We start from the raw sequence: 19,830 nt of genomic DNA on the forward strand, positions 1-19,830 counted from the left end.
CCTCAGACGCCACTGAGTGACAACGCCGCCAATGCGCCGATCAACGCGGGCGGCATCACCAGAATGCCCAGACGCAGGAAGTCGATAGCACTGACGTGTTCGCCTTCGCGGCGCACGGCAATAAGCCACAGCAGCGTAGCCAGCGAGCCGGTAATCGACAGGTTTGGCCCTAGGTCGACACCGATCAATAGTGCACTCGTGATGGCCGTGGGCAGATGATCGATCTGACCCACCGACCCGGCGATCAGGCCTGCTGGAAGGTTGTTGACCACGTTGCTGGCGATAGCCACGATGATCCCGGCACCCCAGGTCGCCTGGAGGGTGGAGTTTTCGGCCAGGGACGCCAATGCATGCGCCAGGGTATTGATCACGCCTGTCTGCGCCAGCCCCTCGACCAATACAAACAAGCCTGCCACCAGCGGCAGTACGCCCCAGGAAACGCCCTTGAGCACCGGTAGCGGGTTCAGACGCTGGCGTAAGTGGATGAGGCTCGCCGTCGCGAGCCCGGCACAGAAGGTCGGCAGACCCAATTGCAGGTCAAGCGCCGATGCCAACAGCAACAACACCGCAGTCAGCACGATGCCGAATGCGGTCAGGCGTGCGCCACTCGACAGAGGTTGTAGGGTGATGACGGTTTCCAACGGCTTGCGAAGATGATTGCGCTGGGTGAAGCGCAGCACAATATAGGTCAGGCCGATCGCCGCGATGGAGGGCAGGGTGAACTGCCACAGCCAGGTCATCAGTGGTGGCATGTGGCTGCCAAAAACCACCAGGTTGGCAGGGTTGGAGATGGGCAATACAAAGCTTGCTGCGTTAGCGATGAAGGCGCAAACGAACAGATAAGGCAGAGGCTCTGCCTTGGCCGCTTTGGCCGCTACGTAAACGGCAGGGGTCAGCACCACGGCAGTGGCGTCGTTAGATAGAAATATCGTCACCAGCGTGCCGACCAGGAACACCAAGTCGAACAGTCGTTGTCCCGACCCCCGGGCGTGTTGCGCTGCATACATGGCCAGCCAGTCGAAGAGTCCCTCCTGACGCGCCAGTTCAGCCAGCACCATCATGCCAATCAGAAACAGATAAACATCGCTGCCTTTAGCCATCGCCGCCAGGGCCGAGTGGAGCGGAATGAACCCCAGACCCGTCAGTAATACGGCGGCACACACCGCCCAGACATACTCAGGTACTCGCCATGGGCGCAGGATGATCCCGCAGGTTGCCAGGGCGGCCACTGTCCAGATGACCGTAGTTGGATCGAATGCAGGCATTGTTTTTACTCAAGCGTGAGGCTAAAGGCGAGATAACGGAAATTGAGCATCGCGAGGTAATCGGGATGACTTTATCGGCAGGCTGGAGGGGCTGTTCCGAGCCCAATTCAACGTTTCGGGCATGGCAGCCATAGTAAAAGAAATGCCACTGCGGCAATAGCGGTGAGTATCAGGAAAGCAGCGCTGTAACCCGATTGCTGTACCACCAGCCCTGCCAGGCTGGCGTTGTGAAAACTCAGACTCAATGACGCAACTGACGACTATCAATGACCCGTCGTGCCCAGGTTTGGTTTCATCGAGCCGCACTTATAGCCGAGAACCGACCGGGTGGGGCGCGAGGTGCAGTACTTAAGTTTAGATCCCGGTTGTAACGGTAGTCTTACACCGTGATGGGCGGGCTCTACCCGCCAATCTAAAGCACTGACACATTGCGGCCAAGGCAGCGTATGGCTGTGGGCCAGACCTTTTGATAATCGCCTCCGACATCTCGTCCCTGTTGCGGAGCGCGCCATGCACAACAATAAGAATTCTCAACGTCGATTCCTGCCTGTGCTTATTGCCGGCCTGTCCACCCTCAGTTTGAGCCAACTGGCCAACGCCGAGATCATGTTATATGACAAGGACCAGACGACATTTTCCACTGACGGTTACGTCAACACCTTCTACGTGAACAGCAAAGTTGACCGGCCTGGCGATCAATACGATCGCAGTCAGGCCCGAGTGAAGATGGGCTTCCTGCCCAACTACATTGGTTTCAACATGGGCAAGCAAGTGGATGATCTGAAGTTGGGCGCACGGGCGTCGCTTTGGGTCACCATTAACGACAGCCAGACCAATGGCACGGCTACGGCTATCGACGTTCGTCAATTCTACGGCACCGTCGCCAAACCAGAGTGGGGGGAGGTCCTGATTGGTAAGGATTTTGGCCTGTTTGCGCGTTCCAATATCCTTCTGGACGAAATGCTTTCCGGCTATGGTCAGGTCAGCGATACCCTGGGTCTGGTAGACGGTGGCGGGGTGTCTTTCGGCAACATCGGCACCGGCTACCCCTATCCGTTTCCCACTTCGCAGATCACCTACCGTTCGCCGATCATGGACGGGCTGCGAGTAGCTGTAGGCATCATGGATCCGGTGGATACCAATAACAGCAGCGCACTGGGTAAGGCTTACCAGAATAATCCGCGGACCGAGAGCGAGGTCACTTACCAGTTCGATGCGGCCGGGGCAAAGGTGTACAGCTGGGTCAACGGTAGCTATCAAACCTCTGACAATACCGATTCGACCGTTGCTTCGGTGACGTCAAAAGGGTTGGGTTATGGGGTTCAGGCGAAGATGGGTGGCGTGACGCTCACCGGTTCTGGGTTTCGGGCCAAGGGTATCAACCCGTTCTTCACCAATAACGCTGGCGAGGCGACTTTGCGTGAAGTAGACAGCGTTGGCTACCTGATGCAGGGCTCCTACAAACTTGGCAAAAACCGACTGGCACTGTCATACGGCAAGACCAATGACGATGGCAACGGCGTAGTAGGCTCCGGCGCCAATTACGACACGCGTGGTATCGCGCTGTTTCACGACGTCAATAGCAGCCTCCAACTGGTCGTCGAGTACAACCAGTTTGAAATCAGAGGGCATGAAACCACCGCCCTGAACGAAACCACCAACACCTTTGCCGTGGGCGCTGTCTTGACCTGGTAGTGGTTACGGTGTGCCAACTCCCACAGTGTACGTCCACTCTACTGTGGGAGTGAGTGCCTGAATGTCGCGGTCTCATCCTATCGGAGTGGCTACCCACTACCCAAGTAGGATACGGGGCCGGGTCCAGTATTCGTAGACTGGCCTATCAGACAACGCACTTTCGGGAGGCGACTATATGCAGCAAGCCCAAACCGACGGCGTAGTGAGCGCGATGTCGATGGCAACCGGGGCGCAAGAGGTCGCGCAGGAACTGGCGCGACAGCTGTTGCATCCGCACTTGGGCTTCGTGTTGTTCTTCTGCTCGGCTGAATACGATTTACAGGCCTTGGGTGCCGCCTTGCAGCAAAGCTTTGGAGGTATTCGCGTGGTCGGCTGTACCAGCGCCGGCGAAATCACTCCCGAGGGCTACGGCCGTGGTTGTGTGACGGCGATAGGCTTTGATCATCGGCATTTCTCTATTGCCGCCGAATTGATTGATGAAATGGAACGCTTCAGCCTGATCGACGCTCAGCAAATGGTCGAGCGACTGGTTGGCGACTGTCGCAGCAATACCCTGGCGCCGATCAAAGGCAACAGTTTCGCCCTGACGTTGCTCGACGGCCTGTCCAGCCGCGAGGAGATGGTCCTCGCCGCGCTGAGTGCAGCCTTGGGCGATATCCCGCACTTCGGTGGTTCTGCCGGAGACGATAATTACCTGACCCACACTCACGTATATTTCGGCGGCGAATTCCACAGCGGCGCCGCCGTGGTGCTGTTGGTCAATACCTGGCTGGACTTCGAAGTTTTCACCACGCACCACATTTTGCCGCGTGCGGAAAAGCTCGTGGTCACCCGTGCCGACAGCACCATGCGCCGGGTTTACGAGCTTAATGCCGAGCCTGCGGCTGAGGAGTATGCGCAGATCATCGGGGTACCGGTGGCCGAGCTCAATCACCGGATATTTGCTGCGCACCCACTGGCCGTTCGGATCAACGATCAGTACTACGTCAGGGCGATTCAACAGGTCAACCATGACCTGAGCCTGAGTTTTTACTGCGCGGTGGAGAACGGCATTGTGCTCACTGCCATGACCCCAGGTCCGTTGTTGCCCAATCTGCAGGGCCTGTTCGATGGCTTGCAGGATCGCTTGGGTTCGTTGTTGCTGACTATTGGCTGCGACTGTTTTCTGCGGCGCATGGAGCTGGAGGCCGATGGCAGCGTCCAGCAGATTGGCGACTTCCTGCGCGAGCATCGGGTGATAGGTTTCAACACCTACGGAGAACAGTTCAATGGCATGCACATCAACCAGACCTTCACCGGCGTTGCCATCGGACGGAACCGTGCAGCCTCCTTCCCCCGCTGAATTGCTCGAGCACATCGCACAACTGCAACGGGATAATCAAAAGCTGCGGCGGATCAACACGGCCCTGATTGAACGGGTCGAGTCCGGCACCGCGCGTGGCAATGATTCCTATGCGGCCTTTCAGCATTCGGTGGTCCTGGCCGAACAGGTCAGGGAACGCACCGATGCATTGAACCACGCGATGGCCGAACTCAAGGCCAGTAATTACCTGCTGAGCGAGGCCCGCCTGCGTGCTGAAACGGCCCACCAGCACTTGGTGGATGCGATCGAAAGTATTTCCGATGCGTTCGTGCTGTTTGATGAGGACCAGCGCATCGTCCTGTTCAACAGCCGATTCAAAGCGTTCTGGGTCAACAGTCGGGTGCGGATCATCGGTGGTATGCGTTTGGCCGAGGTCAAGCGTCTGATGGCCAGTACCGGGCTGTTTATCGAAGAACCTCGGCACAGCGCTGACGAGCATCTGTTGTATCGTCTGAACGACGGCCGCTGGTTGCAGGTCAGTGAGCGACCTACCCGAGAGGGCGGCCGGGTGATCCTGTTTACCGACATCACCGAAGTCAAAGTCAACGAAACCGTGCGCCGCGAACAGGCCGTCGCGCAGAAGTCGCACCTGCTGCAGAGGGCTGTCGATAACCTGTCTCAGGGGGTGGCGATGGTCAACGCCGATGGGGTTCTGGAACTGTGGAATCGTCGCTTTCTGGAATTGAGCGGGCTGGCTCCGGTCGCCGCGCATCGGCCTTTTGCCGAGGTGATCGCTGACAGCGAGCTGGATCTGCTGACACCGGCCAGCCGTGACGCCAACGGTCGAGTGATCCATGAGCGGGAACAGCGGTTGTTCGACGGGCGGGTCCTTGAAATCCGCACGCATCCATTGCCGACTGGCGGTTTCGTCAACACCTTCACCGACATCACCGAACGCTATCAGCATGCTGAAGCCCTCAGCGAAAGCGAGCGCTGGATTCGCCTGATCACTGACCACGTTCCCGCGCTCATTGCTTACCTGAACGCCGACCTGGTCTATGAGTTCACCAACAAGGTATATGAGGAGTGGTACTGCTGGCCGCGCGGCGTGATGCTCGGACAGAGCCTGCGCGAGGTTCACAGCGAAGAGCATTATCAGCGCCTGGAAACCTATGTTGAACGCGCCCTTGCGGGGGAGAGCGTGACCTTTGAATGCCCAGAGATCAACATCAACAATCAGGAGCGATACATGCTGCGCTCCTACGTGCCCAACCGTTTGGCCAGTGGCGAAGTGGTCGGTATTTTTGTGTTGATCCGGGATATCACCGAGCGCCGCCGTACCGCCGAAGCCCTGCACCAGGCCTACCAGAACCTTGAACTACGCGTTCGCGAACGCACGGCCGAGCTGACCACCCTCAACAGTCAGCTCCTGCGCGAGATCGACGAACGCAGTCGCGTAGAGTTACGCCTGCGTGAAGCCAAGCTCGAAGCCGAACAGGCCAACCTGTCGAAAACCAAGTTTCTGGCTGCCGTCAGCCATGATCTGCTTCAGCCACTCAACGCCGCACGCCTGTTTACCAGTGCCTTGCTGGAGCGACGCGAGCCGGTGGCCAATGCGATTCTGGTGCGTAATGTCAGCAATTCGCTGGAAGACGTGGAAAATTTGCTCTGCACACTGGTAGACATCTCAAAGCTCGATGCTGGTGTAATCAAGGCCGATATCGCACCGTTTGCTCTGAGCGAACTGCTGGACAACCTGGCCGTCGAGTACGCGCAAATTGCCAGCAGCGAGGGCCTGGTTTTAGAATTCGTGCCCTGCTCGGTGCTTGTACGCAGCGATATTCAATTGCTGGCGCGGATTCTGCGCAACCTGCTGAGCAACGCCATCCGATACACCACCACCGGCCGCGTGGTGCTGGGGTGCCGTCGGCATCGCCAGCGCCTGTCTATCGAGGTATGGGACACGGGCATCGGTATTGCCGAGAACAAGCTGGAGGAGATTTTCCAGGAGTTCAAACGCGGCGATGTGCAACGGCCGAATCAGGATCGCGGGCTCGGGCTCGGGTTGGCGATTGTCGAAAAAATCGCGGGCATACTGGGGCACAAGGTCAGCGTGCGTTCCTGGCCCGGCAAGGGCTCGATGTTCTCCATCGAGGTGCCAGTGACCCTAAGTGCACCTAAGGCGCTCGAGCAGGCGTGCATTACCGAACCGATGATGGAGCGCCTGCGAGGTGCGCGTATCTGGGTATTGGACAACGATGCGGCAATTTGCGCCGGCATGCGCACGTTGCTCGAAAGCTGGGGCTGCCAGGTGGTGACCGCACTCTCTGAGCAGGACCTGGCTCGGCAGGTAGAGAATTACCATGCCGACGCGGACTTGCTGATTGCCGATTACCACCTGGACGATGACAAGAATGGCGTCGATGCGGTGGCAACGATCAACGCTCGACGCGGCTCACCCTTGCCAGCGCTGATGATCACTGCCAACTACAGTAATGAACTTAAGCTGCAAATGCGTGAGCTGGGCCACACCCTGATGCACAAACCGGTGCGGCCGATGAAGCTCAAAACCGCGATCAGCCATCTACTGGGCCGATCGACAGTTTGATCAGCGTCGTAGATAGGCCGCGAAATCGATATCTCCGGCGCTGAGAATCGCCTGGACGCGGTTATGCACGTTGAGTTTGCGCAGGATCGCCGAGACATGGGCCTTGACCGTGGTTTCGGCAATTTCCAGGGTATAGGCGATCTGTTTGTTCGATTCGCCTTTGGTCATGCGTTCCAGTACCAGCAATTGCTTGCGGGTCAGGGCTTGTAGCAACTCAGGTGGGAAGCTGGGTGTGTTGTTCATGCTGCGCCGGGTGCCGGGCCTCTGTGCTCGAATGATGTCCGAGGGCAGGTAGACATTGCCGTTAAGAATCTGCTCTATCGCTTCGGTCATTTGCGCCCGTGGCGAAGACTTGGTGATAAAGCCCACCGCACCGTAGGTAATGGCTTGCAGCACAATTTGTTTGTCTTGTTCGGCGGACACGATCACCACCGGAATTGTGGGCGCCTCGTTGCGTAGATTGATCAGGCCATTGAGACCGTGCATGCCAGGCATATTCAAATCGAGCAGAATCAGGTCGAGGTCGTCATGGGTCTGGGTCAGTGCCAGCGCGCTGTCCAGATCGGCCGTTTCCATCACTTCGCTGCCCGGAAACCCGTCGCTGATGACATTGGCGATGGCTTCGCGAAATAGAGGGTGATCGTCTGCAATCAGAATTTTATACATAGCCTTTCACCTCGTTATTTTGATTATGGTGTGGCGCGGGGGCGGGCCTGTTGCTCAGGGAAAGGGTTCGGGTTGGGCCAGCTGTACGGGTAAATTGGCCGCCTGCCAGGCATCGAGACCATCGCGGTACCAATAGAGATCGCTGTAGCCCAATGCAGAAGCTCGTTTTACCGCGTTCCAGCTCAGCCAGCAATCGGCGCGGCAATAGAACACCAAAGGCTGATCCTTGCGTCCAGCCGTTGCTTTTTGCAAGTTTCGCGAAAAATAGTCCTGCCATCGCGGGGTGAGTTCGCCGTCGCCGCTGTTGGCCAGCCAATGGCTGCCGGGGAGGTTGGCGTGGGGTTCGTCGTCGATAAACCGACCTTCCAGCCATTGTCTGCGATAGACGTCGATCAGCACCGGTCTGGAAGCTTGCTGCAGTAGTGTCTGCAAGTGTTCAGTGTCGATGATATGAGCACCCTCTACGTGATCGGGAGTAGGGCTGCGATACAACGTGAGGCGATACCCGTCGGCTGAAAACAACGGGGTCTGTGCCTGGGCGACACTTAGACCCAGGCTTAACGTCAAAATAAGCGCCGCCAGGGAAGGGTGGAGTACAGGGCGTAGAACGCACGGCATAGGGTGTTTCCTTTCTTGTTATCGTGGCATTACATGTCACCGAAGGTGCTTTGTGAATGCGACGATAGACAGGTAAACCAGTACTAAAGTACTGGTTTACCTGTATTTGAACGCTGTCGGCTCAGGTTGCCCGACGCAACGCCGCGTGCTGAGGATTGAAGGTCAGCACTGCCAGCAGCGAAAACAGCAGGCACAGACCCACGCATACCCCAAACGCTAGCGGGTTGAAGCGCTCATACAAGGCAAAGCGCACCAGCTCTACCGCATGGGTGAACGGGTTGAGCGCACACAGCCAATACAGCCACTCGCTGGCTTCGCGCATTTTCCACAGTGGGTAAAGGGCCGAGGACAGGAAAAACAGCGGGAATATCACGAAATTCATGACCCCGGCGAAGTTCTCCAATTGGCGGATCGCGTTGGACAGCAGCAGTCCCAGCGCGCTTAGCATCAGCGCTACCAGCAACATCGCCGGCAAGGCCGCCAGCAAGCCCCAGGCGGGGGGGTGCACGCCGTAGATCCAGGCGATGGCGAGAAAGGCATAGACCTGGAGCAAGGAAATCAACGATGTGGCGAGCAGCTTGCTGGCCAGCAGAAAGGCGCGCGGCAGAGGGCTGGTCAACAATACGCGCATGCTCCCCATTTCCCTGTCATAGACCATCGACAGCGAACCTTGCATACCATTGAACAGCAGGATCATGCAGGACAGCCCCGGAACGATGTACACCTCATACGGGATGTAGGTGTCATAGGGCTCGATGATCGCGATGCCCAGCGCGGCGCGAAAGCCCGCAGCGAATACCAGCAACCAGAGCAGGGGGCGTACCAGCGCACTGAGAAAGCGCGTGCGTTGCAGAATGAACCGCAGCCATTCGCGCAGAACGATGCCGCTGAAACAGTGCCAGTAAACGCTCATCGATTTGCTCCTGTCGCGGGCGCGGCGTGTAACGAAGGTGCCGTAGTCAGCCGGTGAAACGCGTCGCCAAGGTCGCCGCCATGCTCCGCGCTTACCGCCGCAGCCTGTCCCGACGCTACCAGACGCCCTTGGTGCAAAATCAACAAGTCATCCTCTTCCTGGACCTCATCGAGTAAATGAGTGGTCCAGAGCACGCTGATTCCGTGTTCGCGACACAGGCTACGCACATGGCGATTGAGCGCCAGGCGACTGGCCGGATCGAGGCCGACGCTGGCTTCATCGAGTAATAGCAGGCGCGGTTCATGCAACAGCGCGCGAGCGATTTCTATCCTGCGGCGGTGACCGCCATTGAGTTCACGGACCCGCTCACCACGCCGTTCAGTCAGCTGTTGGCGGGCCAATTCCTCTTCGATCCGACCGTTCGCCTGACGCCGGGACATCCCGTGTAGTGCGGCGTGGTACCGCAGGTTCTGTTCGACACTCAAGTCCAGATCCAGGGTGCTTTGCTGAAACACCACACCCAACTGGCGCAAGGCCGGGCGCGGGGCCTGACGAAGCGAGCAGCCGCCCACACGGATTTCGCCGCGTTGCAGGTCGTAGAGCCGGGTCAGTAACGCGATCAAGGTCGACTTGCCAGCCCCGTTGGGGCCAAGCAGCGCCGCGAAATGTCCGGGCGCGACACTGAACGCCACATGCCGCAGTGCTTCTCTGGCGCCATAGGCGAAGCTGACATCATCCACTTCAAGGGCATTCATGGGGCGACAACTACGCCCCACGGATAACGGCCGACTTTGATCGACTTGGTCACCTTGAGGCTGTTCACATCAATGACGGATACATCGCCGCTCACGCCATTGGTGGCGAGTAACTGACTCTGGTCTGGCGTAAAGGCCAGCTGCCAGACCCTGCGGCCCACCAGCAAGTAATCGAGAATCTCAAGCGTCTTGGCGTCGACCACGGCTATGTGATTGGCCGGGCCCAGTGCGACGAAGGCATAGCGGCCATCGGCACTGAGCTTGATGCCCACAGGTTGAACCTTATCCGGATGCACGCCCTTGATCTGGAAGGTCAGCGTCTTGAGGATCTTGCGGGTGGACACATCAACCACACTGACCGTGCCGCCGACCTCCGCCGAGGCCCACAGGCGGGAGCCGTCCTTGTTGAATTCGACGAACCGTGGTCGCTGATCCACCAGGGTGCTGTCCTTCAGGGTTTGGGTGCTGGTGTCGATCCAATGCAGCATGTTCGTGGTTTCACTGGTGTTGACCGCCCACTTGCCGTCAGGGCTGACAGCCATGCCTTCAGGTTCGACGCCGACATCGACTTGCGCCAGGACCTTGGAGGTTTCGGTGTCGATGACCGTGACTAAAGCATCGTCTTCGTTGGAGACATACAGCCAGCGATCATTGGGGTGCAGGGCGAATTGCTCAGGGTCTTTGCCGGAGGGCAATTCTTTGATGATCTTGTGCGTGGCGACGTCCATGACTTGCACGCGGTCCGAGTCGCTGGCGCAGATATACAGCAGCTTATTGTCATGGGAAAGCAGTAACCCTCTGGGCCGCAGCCCCACGGGCAGGGTTTGGGTGACCTGCAGGGTCTCCATATCGATCAGGCTCAGGGTGTTGTCCTTTTCGTTGGAGATAAAGGCTGTGGCCGCCAGGCTTTGTCCCATGACAAGGAGCAGGGCGGAGGCAATCAGGGTGCGACGCATGGCGAGGTCCTTTTTTTGGAATTATTAGAGGCAAGTCACTGGAAATGGCAGGTTACTTCGGGCTTGTCGTAGCCCAAGGTGTCGAGTTCGGTGACGGGGTGCAGAAAGCCGTCCTGGGGTGAAGTGCTGACCAGCGCCCGGGGTTGAACAATAGGGATTGGCTGCCGCAGCTGACCGTTCCAGGCGCGATAGCTGAGTTTGCGGCCCTTGAAGCCGTCCAGCGGCAACTGGTCGCTCAGTTCTGCCTGGCGAATGACCATGGGGTCGGTCTGGTGCAGTTTGTTCACTGCGCTGGCGATACTGCGCACGGCCATCCATGCGGCAAAATCCCGATCATTCATCCAGCGCCCGGCGAGGGCTTCGAAGCGTTTTTGCAGCTGCGCTGCACCGTAGGTTTCCACAGACTTGTGCCAGCCTACGGGCGTCAGCCCTTGGGTGCCAGCCACCGGGCGTGGATACCAGGTTTGATAAGGCACGTACTCACCAAAGTCGCCACGCTCATCGGCGACCAGAACCACATCGTATTCGGTGGTCTGGGTGAACAGCGGCATATCGGCCTGTGCGCTGCGGCGCTGGTCGTTGTCAAAGCTCCAGGCTTTCTCGGCGACGATGGTGTGGCCGAACCGTTTGGCTGCGCGGCGCAGGGCGGCTGCATAGGCTTGGTCGTCCGGGGTCTGGCCGACGATCAACAGCCAGCGGTTCCAGCGCCTCACGGTCAGAAACTGGGCCAAGGCGTCGGTCAGCATGGCCCGGCTCGGCAGGGTGTGCAGCACGTTGTTCAGGCACGCAGTGCTGCGCAGGCTGTCATCGGCGCTACCGGCATTAAACAGAAGGCTGTCGGGCAGGGCGGCACTGAGCTGGCGCAGGGTGTCGGCGGGGGCGTTGACGACAAACAGCCGCAGGCCTTGCTGGTGAAGCGCTTGCGCGGCATCGAGCAAGGCTTGCGGGCTGTCGGCGTTGGCGGTTTGCAGGGTGTAGCTGTGATTGAGAAAGCGCCCGGTGCTATTGCTGTCGATGATCGCCAGTTCAGCGCCGCGCAGTCCGGCGTCACGGGGTTCGGGGATAATGTTCGACAGCACCGGGCCTAGGTCTGGGATGAAAGCCAGGTAGCCGATTTGAACCTTCATCTCCTCATTGGCGGCATGGCTTTGGGGCGCCAGCAAGGTCGCTGCGGCGAGGGTTAGCAGATAGATCAATCCGTAACGGACACGCTGACGCATAAGGCACTCCATACAGGTAGTGCCAGCATAGAAACCGATCGGAGGGAGGGGAATATGTAGAAAGTACCAGTCAGCCAGTACCAAGGTAGTAGGTTTGCGGGGTCGCATTGGCTTGGTCGGGCACTACCCCGTCTGGTGCAGGAAATCTTCTGTGTTGCGGGAATGGTTCTCTTGGCCCGCTCATCAAGGCAATCGCCACATGCCCTACTACCAAGGGAGGAGATGGCGGCCACCAAAGCAGCATTCGGTTGCGCTGACTGGGTTCATAAGATGGCGGCATAGCTTTTTTTGCGTGCAATCTCGAGGGCATAACAATGACAACAAAACGCAACGCCTTACTGATAGTGGGTTTGCTGGCTGGCTTGGTCGGCAGCGGCCTTGCTTCGGCGCATGGCGACGTCGTACCACAACCGGTGGCTACCGATGGTTTGACCCCGCTAGGTCCTGAATGGCGCACCGAAAACCCCTATCGCACTTCCAAGGATCATGACCGGGCGCTGGAAATCGGTTCGTCTGCCTATAACCAGAACTGCGCTGCCTGCCATGGCCTGGAAGTCATCTCCGGCGGTATCGCCCCAGACCTTCGCATGCTGGAGCCTGGCGCTGCTGGCGACGAATGGTTCGTAGAGCGGGTGAGAAACGGCGCCGTGCGCGATGGTCGGGTCTATATGCCGAAAATGGCCGACTACCTGAGCCAGGAAGCACTCTGGGCCGTCCGTACCTATCTGGACAGTGTGCACGTCGAGGAGTGACGGCTATGCGTTTTTATGCGCTGTTGTTGAGCGGCTTGCTGTTGTGTTGCCAGGCAGTGCAGGCGCAAGTTCGTAGCTACGACACCATGATCGAATCCGGAGTGCTCAAGGTGGCGGTCTACGAAGACTTCGCGCCTTACAGTTTCCAGGACAATAAAAAGCCACGCGGTGTCGATGTTGACCTCGCCGCTGCATTGGCCAAGGCCTTGGGTGTACGTCTGGAATTGCTCTGGGCGCCACCGGGGGAAAAGCTTGACGACGATTTGCGTGACTCCATTTGGCGCGGTAGCGAATTGCGTCATCAACAACTGGCCGATTTGATGATGCGAGTGCCCTATGACCGGGACTACTCGCTCAAGCGCGACGATCAGGGTGAACTGGCAAACGGTCATGTGGTGATGTTTGGACCCTACCAGACTGAATGTTGGCAGGTCGCTTACGACCGTCGGCGAATGGACGCCGTGCCCAGTGTTGCTGTGTTTCAGGAACACCCTATCGGTGTTGAAGTGGACAGCATCCCTTCGTTCTACCTGACGTCCGTGTTCAACGGCATGCTCAGCGCCAAGACGCATCACTACCCAAGTGTGCAGCAGGCTTTTGTCGCCATGAAGGGCGCCGAGGTCGATGCGGTGATGGGCATGCGCGGGGAAATCGACTGGCAAGTGCACCAGGCCAATGATAAGAACCTGGCTCTGGGGGAAAACGCTTACCCAAATATGGGCCGGCAACGCTGGGAAATCGGCATGGCGGTGCACGAGAGCAATCACCAGATGGCCTATGCCATAGAGGAAGCGCTGGAGGCCCTTATTCGTGACGGCAGTGTGCAAAAAATCTATGCCAGTTACGGTCTGCGTTATGACATTCCGGAGATGTATCAATAAGCGTGACTCTACAAAAACAAGTCATCAGGAGCGATGCGCGATGAACTGGCGAGTGACCTGTTTGCTGGCGGCCTGCCTGCCGATGTGGGTGCTGGCGGCGGGTGCCGACCCGGACACATCGCTGGAGAGGGCGCAGGGCAAGGATCCAGTCACCTCGGTGATGTGGGATTTCTATCACCAGAAAATGCTCAAGGGCGCGCCCTACGTTTTCGACCAGCAGGTGATCCTGCGGGCGCCACCGTTCGCTGAGGATTCGCGTCAGGTGCCTATCGAAATCGATGCCAGGGCCTTCAAAGGCCAAGTGGTGCGCATCCTGGCTTGGGCCGAACTCAATCCGCTGCCACAGATCGTTGACTTCCAGCCGGGGGATCAGATTTTGCCGTGGCTGGCGATTCGTATTCGCATCGAGCAGTCCACACCCCTGCGCGCGGCGGTGCTGACCCGCGATGGCGTATGGCACGTCGGCTCCACCGAGATATCCGCTGCCGGAGGCGGGTGTACGGCACCCAGTGTGGTGCGTACCCAGGCAGGCTGGGAAGAGCATATCGGCGAGGTCTTGGGAGGACGCTATCCCCGCAGTGATTTCAGTCGTTTAAGGCTGCAGATTGCCCATCCGATGGATAACGGAATGGTCAGTGGCATTCCCGAGTTCTACATCAATCACGCTGAATTACGTGACGCCAACAACAAGACCCTGGCGACACTTGAGCTGTTTCCAGCGGTCAGTGAAAACCCGACCCTGGGGTTTGACGTGCAAGGTGCCGGGCAAACCCGGCTGTTGCTGAGCGACAACAGCGGCAACGAATTTAATGCGGTCGTCAATTAACGGCTGCGGGCTGCCGTGCGGAGAGCGCCATGCGTGTGTTGATCTTGTTATGCCTGTGCCTGAGCCTGAGTCAGCCGGCACTGGCCGATCTGGACTATGCTCTGCAGCCTCGACAAATTGCCGAAGGTACCTGGTTGCTGGAGGGCAGCACCGATAATTTTACCAAGGCCAATGGCGGCAATATCGTCAATACAGGCTTCATTGTCACTGACAGCGGGGTGGTGGTGATCGACACGGGGCCGTCGCGACGCTATGGCGAAGCCCTGCGCAAGGCGATTGCCGCCACCACCGACAAACCGGTGATTCAGGTGCTGCTGACCCATCATCACCCTGACCATATGCTGGGTAATCAGGCGTTTGCCGATGTGCCCATCGGCGCGTTGCCAGGGACCATCGAGTTGATGCGCCAGCAGGGCGATGGCTTGGCTGAAAACATGTACCGCATGGTTGGTGACTGGATGCGCGGCACCGAGCTGCGGCTGCCGACCCAGACCCTGGAGAGCGGTACGCTGACGATTGGTGGTCATCCTTTGCGGTTGCTGGCCCTGAGTGGGCACACCGGTTCGGACTTGGCGATTCTCGATGAGAAAACCGGCGTTTTGTTTGCCGGGGATCTGATTTTTTATCAGCGGGCCCTGACCACGCCCAATACACCGGGCCTTGGCGTATGGCTGGCAGATATCGACCAACTGGAGGCTTTGCCGTGGACGGTCATCGTGCCCGGTCATGGCCCATTGGCTGAGGACCATCGACCCTTCGTCCAGATGCGAGACTACCTTGTTTGGCTGGACACACTGATGACGGAAGGTGCTGCCACTGGCGCAGACATGTCCGAGTTGATCCGCAGTCCGATACCTGAGCGCTTTGCCAGTATCAACCTGAGTCGCTACGAATTGATTCGTAGCGTCAGCCACCTGTATCCGCGTTATGAAAAGCACGACATGAAGCGGCTCGACGTCCGTCAATAAACCGCTCTACCTACTAAGGGATTAGAAAACTCCATATTGCGGGCAATTGTTGTCGAGGCGCCTGCCGCGAAGAATCTGCAACAGACCGGGAGGCTCTCCCGAACAAACAAAAAAACCGCAAAGGTAGCCGTCATGACCCAACCCGCACGTCGCCAACCCTTCGCTCTGAGCCTGCTCTTGAGCGCCATGCTGTTGTCAGGTAGCGCCCTGGCAGCCGTGACCGATCAGGATATTCTCAACGATCCCAAGAACCCTGAGCAGGTCGTTACCAACGGTCTTGGCGTTCAGGGCCAGCGCTACAGCCCGCTGGACATCATCAATAGCGACAACGTCAAGGATTTGCGCCCTGTCTGGGCCTTCTCCTTCGGTGGTGAAAAACAACGCGGCCAGGAAGCGCAGCCGCTGATCAAAGACGGCGTGATGTACATGACCGGCTCCTACTCGCGGGTGTTCGCGGTAGATGCTCGCACTGGCAAGAAGCTGTGGCAATACGATGCACGTCTGCCCGATGACATCCGTCCTTGCTGCGACGTGATCAACCGTGGTGTCGCGCTGTATGGCGACTTGGTGTTTTTTGGCACACTCGACGCCAAGCTGGTGGCCTTGAACAAGACCACCGGCAAGGTGGTCTGGAGCAAGGAAGTCGCCGATCACAAGGCCGGTTATTCAATCAGTGCCGCACCGCTGGTGGTCAATGGCAAATTGATTACCGGGGTCGCCGGCGGCGAGTTCGGCGTGGTCGGCAAAATCGAGGCTTACGATCCGAAGAACGGTGACCTGCTCTGGACCCGACCTACCGTGGAAGGTCATATGGGTTATATCTACAAAGACGGCAAGGCCATTGAAACCGGCATTTCCGGCGGCGAGGCGGGCAAGACCTGGCCCGGCGATCTTTGGAAAACCGGTGGCGCGGCGCCTTGGCTGGGCGGCTACTACGACCCGGAAACCAATCAATTGTTCTTCGGTACCGGCAACCCGTCGCCTTGGAACTCGCACCTGCGTCCTGGCGACAACCTGTTCTCTTCCTCGCGTCTGTCGCTCAATCCGGACGACGGCACCATCAAATGGCATTTCCAGAGCACGCCGCATGATGGTTGGGACTATGACGGTGTTAACGAGCTGGTCTCGTTCAACTATCAGGAAAATGGCAAAACCGTTCAGGCCGCGGCCACCGCTGACCGTAACGGCTTTTTCTACGTGCTTAACCGTACCAACGGCAAGTTCATCCGTGGCTTCCCGTTTGTCGACAAAATCACCTGGGCAACCGGCCTGGACGCAAACGGCCGTCCGCTCTATAACGAAGCCAGCCGTCCCGGCGCGCCAGGTGGTGCAACCAAAGGTACTTCAGTATTCGTAGCGCCAGCCTTCCTCGGTGCTAAAAACTGGATGCCTATGGCCTACAGCCAAGACACCAAGCTGTTCTATGTGCCGTCCAACGAGTGGGGCATGGAAATCTGGAACGAAGACATCACCTACAAGAAAGGCGCGGCGTACATCGGTGCAGGCTTTACCATCAAACCGCTTAACGAGGACTACATCGGCGTACTGCGTGCGATCGATCCGGTCACCGGTAAAGAGGTCTGGCGTCATAAGAACTTCGCGCCGCTGTGGGGTGGCGTAATGGCCACCAAGGGTAATCTGGTGTTCACCGGCAACCCTGAAGGCTTCCTTCAGGCGTTCAATGCCAAGACGGGTGAAAAAGTCTGGGAATTCCAGACCGGCTCGGGCGTATTGGGCTCTCCAATTACATGGGAAATGGATGGCGAGCAGTACGTCTCCGTATTGTCCGGTTGGGGCGGCGCGGTTCCATTGTGGGGCGGCGAAGTGGCCAAGCGAATCAAGGATTTCAACCAGGGCGGCATGCTTTGGACCTTCAAGTTGCCGAAGGAGTTAGTGGCCAAGCACTGACTTTAATCAGAGGCAGCTGGTTACTCTGCGAATGCGCGTGATGCGGTGTGTCTGATCACGCGCCTACGCAGGGTTCCAGCACCCTCTAATTACGACCAAAGAACGAGACTCCCCCTGCCAACGGCGCATTCGTTTGGCGCCTGCGGCTGTCTACCATCGGATCATCGCTTGTTCGACCGACAGGCAACGACCCGTACAGAGGCCACAATAATGATCTACGCACAACCCGGAACCCCAGGCGCTGTTGTTACGTTCAAACCGCGCTATGGCAATTACATTGGCGGTGAGTTCGTGGCACCGATTAACGGCGAATACTTCACCAACACATCGCCTGTCAACGGTGAAGTCATCGCCGAATTCCCGCGTTCCACCGCCGCTGATGTCGAACGCGCGCTGGACGCCGCTCACGCCGCTGCCGATGCCTGGGGCAAGACCTCGGCTCAGGATCGTTCGCTGGTGCTGCTGAAAATTGCTGATCGTATCGAGCAGAACCTTGAAATGCTCGCCGTTACCGAAACCTGGGACAATGGCAAGGCTGTACGCGAAACACTGAACGCCGACGTCCCGCTGGCTGCTGATCATTTCCGTTATTTCGCTGGGTGCATCCGGGCTCAGGAAGGCGGCGCTGCAGAAATCAACGAACTGACAACTGCTTACCACTTCCACGAGCCTCTGGGCGTGGTCGGGCAAATCATTCCCTGGAACTTCCCGCTGCTGATGGCCGCCTGGAAACTGGCGCCGGCGTTGGCGGCAGGCAACTGCGTGGTGCTCAAACCTGCTGAGCAAACGCCGCTGTCTATCATGGTGTTTGCCGAACTGATCAACGACTTGCTACCGCCGGGCGTTTTGAACATCGTTCAAGGCTTTGGCCGTGAAGCCGGTGAAGCCTTGGCAACCAGCAAGCGTATCGCCAAGATCGCTTTCACCGGCTCCACTCCGGTAGGCGCGCACATCATGAAATGTGCGGCCGAGAACATCATTCCGAGCACCGTGGAACTGGGTGGCAAGTCGCCGAATATCTTCTTCGAAGACATCATGCAGGCCGAACCGCAGTTTATCGAGAAGGCCGCTGAAGGCCTGGTGTTGGCGTTTTTCAACCAGGGCGAAGTCTGCACCTGTCCATCGCGTGCCCTGGTCCAGGAATCGATCTACGACGCGTTCATGGTCGAAGTGATGAAGAAAGTCGTCAAGATCAAACGCGGCGACCCACTGGACACCGAGACCATGGTCGGCGCTCAGGCGTCCGAGCAGCAATATGACAAGATCCTTTCGTACCTGAAAATTGCCCAGGAAGAGGGTGCTGAGCTGTTGACTGGCGGCGCGGCGGAACGTCTGGAAGGCGATCTGTCTACTGGCTACTACATTCAGCCGACGCTGCTTAAAGGCAACAATAAAATGCGCGTGTTCCAGGAGGAGATCTTCGGCCCAGTGGTCGGCATCACCACCTTCAAGGACGAAGCCGAAGCCCTGGCGATTGCCAACGACAGCGAGTTTGGCCTGGGTGCCGGTCTCTGGACCCGCGACATCAACCGTGCGTACCGCATGGGCCGGGCGATCAAGGCCGGTCGCGTCTGGACCAACTGCTATCACCTGTACCCGGCGCACGCCGCGTTCGGTGGCTACAAAAAGTCCGGTGTCGGCCGTGAAAACCACAAGATGATGCTTGATCACTACCAGCAGACGAAGAACCTGCTGGTCAGCTACGACATCAATCCGATGGGCTTTTTCTAATCTAAAGCTTCAAAGCGGGACGCGCAGTTGCATGCCTGCTGCCACGGGATTCGCAAGGATCCGTGGCAGCAGGTTTGCCTGGGAAAAGCCATGACGGTGTCTCTGGCAGCGTCATGACCCCCTACCAACGCACCCCACAAACACCCCCCAAAGTAGCATTCGAACCTATACCCCTCACGTGTATTAATTGACTTACCGGAATTGACCGGCCCAAGAAGAGGATTGACCTATGTGGACCAAACCCGCGTTTACCGATCTGCGCATTGGCTTTGAAGTGACCATGTATTTCGCCAGCCGTTGATCAATCAAGTCCCGGCCTATCGTTGCGTTGGCCGGGGCGTTTCTTGTTCGCTGGAGCACTCAGTATGCTCACCCAGAATTTCGGGTCTGCCGCCGGTGGCGGATGCCCTCCAATGACACAGTCCCCCCTCAATGGCGCGAGCGTCCTGCTCGACAGCACGATGAGTGCCAGCAAACGTGAGCGCATCCCGGCCCTCAGACACGGTTTTCGTCTGCAATGGGAGCCGCACCAGCGCTGTTGGGTTCTGCTTTACCCTGACGGCGTGGTCAAACTCAGCGACAGCGCCGGGGTCATTCTTCGCAAGGTCGATGGGCTGCGAAGCACGAACGTGATTATCGAGCAGCTGTGCGAAGGATTTCCCGCTACGCCGGGGGTCGATGACGACATCCTGGTCTTTTTAGAAATTGCCTATGCCCAGCACTGGATTGAGTTCCATTAACCGGTCTGGCCCGCTGCTCTGGCTG

18 protein-coding genes and 1 pseudogene are annotated in these 19,830 nt (G+C 58.2%); 11 read left to right on the top strand and 8 right to left on the bottom strand.

Annotated elements, in window-relative coordinates:
* Nucleotides 1-2 precede the first annotated feature (2 nt).
* Nucleotides 3-1,265 carry an arsenic transporter gene (locus QN399_RS07120; RefSeq protein WP_330200757.1) on the bottom strand — a complete coding sequence of 421 codons (1,263 nt, stop codon included), beginning with the start codon at nucleotides 1,263-1,265 and terminating at the stop codon, nucleotides 3-5.
* A 21-nt stretch (nucleotides 1,266-1,286) separates the two neighbouring features.
* A pseudogene (locus QN399_RS07125) lies at nucleotides 1,287-1,492 on the bottom strand (hypothetical protein); the annotation flags it as partial.
* A gap of 283 nt (nucleotides 1,493-1,775) precedes the next feature.
* On the opposite strand from QN399_RS07125, the gene QN399_RS07130 reads away from it, so the two are divergent.
* From QN399_RS07130 to nahK, 3 genes are all read left to right on the top strand, one after another.
* Entirely contained in the window at nucleotides 1,776-2,960 is a 1,185-nt protein-coding gene (locus QN399_RS07130; protein ID WP_322178968.1) for a porin, read from the top strand.
* A 175-nt stretch (nucleotides 2,961-3,135) separates the two neighbouring features.
* Entirely contained in the window at nucleotides 3,136-4,302 is a 1,167-nt protein-coding gene (gene nosP, locus QN399_RS07135) for a nitric oxide-sensing protein NosP (RefSeq protein ID WP_322178969.1), read from the top strand.
* Entirely contained in the window at nucleotides 4,229-6,871 is a 2,643-nt protein-coding gene (gene nahK / locus QN399_RS07140; RefSeq protein ID WP_323565710.1) for a hybrid sensor histidine kinase/response regulator NahK/ErcS', read from the top strand. Before nosP ends, nahK begins: the two co-directional genes overlap by 74 nt.
* On the opposite strand, the gene QN399_RS07145 is transcribed toward nahK, so the two are convergent.
* The 6 genes from QN399_RS07145 to QN399_RS07170 form a co-directional block, all read right to left on the bottom strand.
* Entirely contained in the window at nucleotides 6,872-7,537 is a 666-nt protein-coding gene (locus QN399_RS07145; RefSeq protein WP_322178971.1) for a response regulator transcription factor, read from the bottom strand. It lies immediately after the preceding gene.
* A 54-nt stretch (nucleotides 7,538-7,591) separates the two neighbouring features.
* Nucleotides 7,592-8,155 (bottom strand): PQQ-dependent catabolism-associated CXXCW motif protein, encoded by a 564-nt coding sequence (locus tag QN399_RS07150; protein WP_322216630.1) that lies wholly within the window; start codon nucleotides 8,153-8,155, stop codon nucleotides 7,592-7,594.
* Between the two features lie 121 nt (nucleotides 8,156-8,276).
* Complete coding sequence (locus QN399_RS07155) at nucleotides 8,277-9,068, bottom strand: ABC transporter permease (protein WP_322216628.1); 792 nt, start codon at nucleotides 9,066-9,068, stop codon at nucleotides 8,277-8,279.
* On the bottom strand, nucleotides 9,065-9,823 hold the full coding sequence (locus QN399_RS07160) for an ABC transporter ATP-binding protein (RefSeq protein ID WP_323565711.1): 759 nt from the start codon (nucleotides 9,821-9,823) through the stop codon (nucleotides 9,065-9,067). Before QN399_RS07160 ends, QN399_RS07155 begins: the two co-directional genes overlap by 4 nt.
* On the bottom strand, nucleotides 9,820-10,779 hold the full coding sequence (locus QN399_RS07165; protein ID WP_322178974.1) for a YVTN family beta-propeller repeat protein: 960 nt from the start codon (nucleotides 10,777-10,779) through the stop codon (nucleotides 9,820-9,822). Before QN399_RS07165 ends, QN399_RS07160 begins: the two co-directional genes overlap by 4 nt.
* A gap of 35 nt (nucleotides 10,780-10,814) precedes the next feature.
* On the bottom strand, nucleotides 10,815-11,999 hold the full coding sequence (locus QN399_RS07170; RefSeq protein ID WP_322216621.1) for an ABC transporter substrate-binding protein: 1,185 nt from the start codon (nucleotides 11,997-11,999) through the stop codon (nucleotides 10,815-10,817).
* A 314-nt stretch (nucleotides 12,000-12,313) separates the two neighbouring features.
* Here QN399_RS07170 and pedF point away from each other — a divergent pair, with 314 nt between their 5' ends.
* The 8 genes from pedF (at nucleotide 12,314) to pqqD (ending at nucleotide 19,805) form a co-directional block, all read left to right on the top strand.
* Nucleotides 12,314-12,751 carry a cytochrome c-550 PedF gene (gene pedF, locus QN399_RS07175; RefSeq protein ID WP_322178976.1) on the top strand — a complete coding sequence of 146 codons (438 nt, stop codon included), beginning with the start codon at nucleotides 12,314-12,316 and terminating at the stop codon, nucleotides 12,749-12,751.
* 5 nt (nucleotides 12,752-12,756) lie between these two features.
* Entirely contained in the window at nucleotides 12,757-13,632 is an 876-nt protein-coding gene (locus QN399_RS07180; RefSeq protein WP_323565713.1) for a transporter substrate-binding domain-containing protein, read from the top strand.
* A gap of 40 nt (nucleotides 13,633-13,672) precedes the next feature.
* Nucleotides 13,673-14,458 (top strand): quinoprotein dehydrogenase-associated SoxYZ-like carrier, encoded by a 786-nt coding sequence (locus tag QN399_RS07185; RefSeq protein ID WP_330200758.1) that lies wholly within the window; start codon nucleotides 13,673-13,675, stop codon nucleotides 14,456-14,458.
* Nucleotides 14,459-14,487: 29 nt separating this feature from the next.
* Nucleotides 14,488-15,426, top strand: a complete 939-nt coding sequence (locus QN399_RS07190) for a quinoprotein relay system zinc metallohydrolase 1 (RefSeq protein WP_322178979.1) — start codon at nucleotides 14,488-14,490, stop codon at nucleotides 15,424-15,426.
* Between the two features lie 132 nt (nucleotides 15,427-15,558).
* Complete coding sequence (locus QN399_RS07195) at nucleotides 15,559-17,334, top strand: PQQ-dependent methanol/ethanol family dehydrogenase (RefSeq protein ID WP_322178980.1); 1,776 nt, start codon at nucleotides 15,559-15,561, stop codon at nucleotides 17,332-17,334.
* Between the two features lie 210 nt (nucleotides 17,335-17,544).
* Entirely contained in the window at nucleotides 17,545-19,065 is a 1,521-nt protein-coding gene (locus tag QN399_RS07200; protein WP_322178981.1) for an aldehyde dehydrogenase family protein, read from the top strand.
* A gap of 229 nt (nucleotides 19,066-19,294) precedes the next feature.
* Nucleotides 19,295-19,366 carry a pyrroloquinoline quinone precursor peptide PqqA gene (gene pqqA / locus QN399_RS07205; RefSeq protein ID WP_010209364.1) on the top strand — a complete coding sequence of 24 codons (72 nt, stop codon included), beginning with the start codon at nucleotides 19,295-19,297 and terminating at the stop codon, nucleotides 19,364-19,366.
* A 160-nt stretch (nucleotides 19,367-19,526) separates the two neighbouring features.
* On the top strand, nucleotides 19,527-19,805 hold the full coding sequence (gene pqqD / locus QN399_RS07210) for a pyrroloquinoline quinone biosynthesis peptide chaperone PqqD (protein ID WP_322183129.1): 279 nt from the start codon (nucleotides 19,527-19,529) through the stop codon (nucleotides 19,803-19,805).
* Nucleotides 19,806-19,830 lie beyond the last annotated feature (25 nt).

The organism is Pseudomonas sp. 10C3 (assembly GCF_036346185.1).
GTDB lineage: Bacteria > Pseudomonadota > Gammaproteobacteria > Pseudomonadales > Pseudomonadaceae > Aquipseudomonas.

Excerpts from the sequence above, each read along its gene's own strand:
- QN399_RS07155 (WP_322216628.1), bottom strand. The coding sequence starts at position 9,068 with ATGAGCGTTTACTGGCACTGTTTCAGCGGCATCGTTCTGCGCGAATGG.
- QN399_RS07130 (WP_322178968.1), top strand. The coding sequence starts at position 1,776 with ATGCACAACAATAAGAATTCTCAACGTCGATTCCTGCCTGTGCTTATT.
- QN399_RS07195 (WP_322178980.1), top strand. The coding sequence starts at position 15,559 with ATGACCCAACCCGCACGTCGCCAACCCTTCGCTCTGAGCCTGCTCTTG.
- QN399_RS07145 (WP_322178971.1), bottom strand. The coding sequence starts at position 7,537 with ATGTATAAAATTCTGATTGCAGACGATCACCCTCTATTTCGCGAAGCC.
- QN399_RS07120 (WP_330200757.1), bottom strand. The coding sequence starts at position 1,265 with ATGCCTGCATTCGATCCAACTACGGTCATCTGGACAGTGGCCGCCCTG.
- QN399_RS07170 (WP_322216621.1), bottom strand. The coding sequence starts at position 11,999 with ATGCGTCAGCGTGTCCGTTACGGATTGATCTATCTGCTAACCCTCGCC.
- QN399_RS07160 (WP_323565711.1), bottom strand. The coding sequence starts at position 9,823 with ATGAATGCCCTTGAAGTGGATGATGTCAGCTTCGCCTATGGCGCCAGA.
- QN399_RS07190 (WP_322178979.1), top strand. The coding sequence starts at position 14,488 with ATGCGTGTGTTGATCTTGTTATGCCTGTGCCTGAGCCTGAGTCAGCCG.
- QN399_RS07185 (WP_330200758.1), top strand. The coding sequence starts at position 13,673 with ATGAACTGGCGAGTGACCTGTTTGCTGGCGGCCTGCCTGCCGATGTGG.
- nahK (WP_323565710.1), top strand. The coding sequence starts at position 4,229 with ATGGCATGCACATCAACCAGACCTTCACCGGCGTTGCCATCGGACGGA.
- QN399_RS07200 (WP_322178981.1), top strand. The coding sequence starts at position 17,545 with ATGATCTACGCACAACCCGGAACCCCAGGCGCTGTTGTTACGTTCAAA.
- pedF (WP_322178976.1), top strand. The coding sequence starts at position 12,314 with ATGACAACAAAACGCAACGCCTTACTGATAGTGGGTTTGCTGGCTGGC.
- nosP (WP_322178969.1), top strand. The coding sequence starts at position 3,136 with ATGCAGCAAGCCCAAACCGACGGCGTAGTGAGCGCGATGTCGATGGCA.
- QN399_RS07150 (WP_322216630.1), bottom strand. The coding sequence starts at position 8,155 with ATGCCGTGCGTTCTACGCCCTGTACTCCACCCTTCCCTGGCGGCGCTT.
- QN399_RS07165 (WP_322178974.1), bottom strand. The coding sequence starts at position 10,779 with ATGCGTCGCACCCTGATTGCCTCCGCCCTGCTCCTTGTCATGGGACAA.
- QN399_RS07180 (WP_323565713.1), top strand. The coding sequence starts at position 12,757 with ATGCGTTTTTATGCGCTGTTGTTGAGCGGCTTGCTGTTGTGTTGCCAG.
- pqqD (WP_322183129.1), top strand. The coding sequence starts at position 19,527 with ATGAGTGCCAGCAAACGTGAGCGCATCCCGGCCCTCAGACACGGTTTT.